The following is a 601-nucleotide window of genomic DNA, read 5'->3' on the forward strand; positions in this document are numbered from 1 at the left end:
TTAAGGAACTGAGATATTTTACATAATGAGTTTATAGTGAAAGGCGAAGCGTACCGGAACGGCTTGCACTATAATGACTTGTTATGTAACATAGCTTTGGTGTGGTTTATCTATTGGTCTAGAAAAATAAATACGTAAAGTCTATCGATAAGGCATAAAAAAAACCTCGCATTTTCTGCGAGGTCTTGTGTTTTATATAATGCGAGATTATCACGAAGATAATCCAATAAAAGCAACTCTTTTACGGGAAACTTTTTATTGTTTATGGAATTGCAATTAATAAGAAATAGTAAAAGCTCCCTTATTAACTTCATGTTTCTCTGTCGTCAGAAAAGATTTAAAAGAAGCACTAAAAGTTCCGCTAATTGTTTTTTTAGTAGTATCGTGACTTAAAATAACAATAGTTCCGGAGTCTGCATTAAAAACCCCTTTTTCAGTAGCATTCTTGATATACATTAAGCTATAATCATATGACTTTTCAATACTAATATCATAGGTACCTGGTTTAACAGTACCCGGTAAATTCACTATAATGCTTTCAACACCTCCTCTTATAGCAGCAATAGCTATTTTTCCCATAATTGAACTAGAAGTTACATTG

Annotated in this window: 1 protein-coding gene; it reads right to left on the reverse strand. The window is 32.3% G+C overall.

The window, feature by feature from the left end; all coding sequences use genetic code 11:
- Positions 1 to 276 precede the first annotated feature (276 nt).
- Positions 277 to 601 (reverse strand): DUF6252 family protein (locus BW716_RS35245; RefSeq protein ID WP_220388927.1); only part of this gene is annotated, 325 nt, incomplete at its 5' end.

The sequence above is a fragment of the [Flexibacter] sp. ATCC 35208 genome, assembly GCF_001975825.1.
Taxonomy (GTDB): Bacteria; Bacteroidota; Bacteroidia; order Chitinophagales; family Chitinophagaceae; genus Chitinophaga.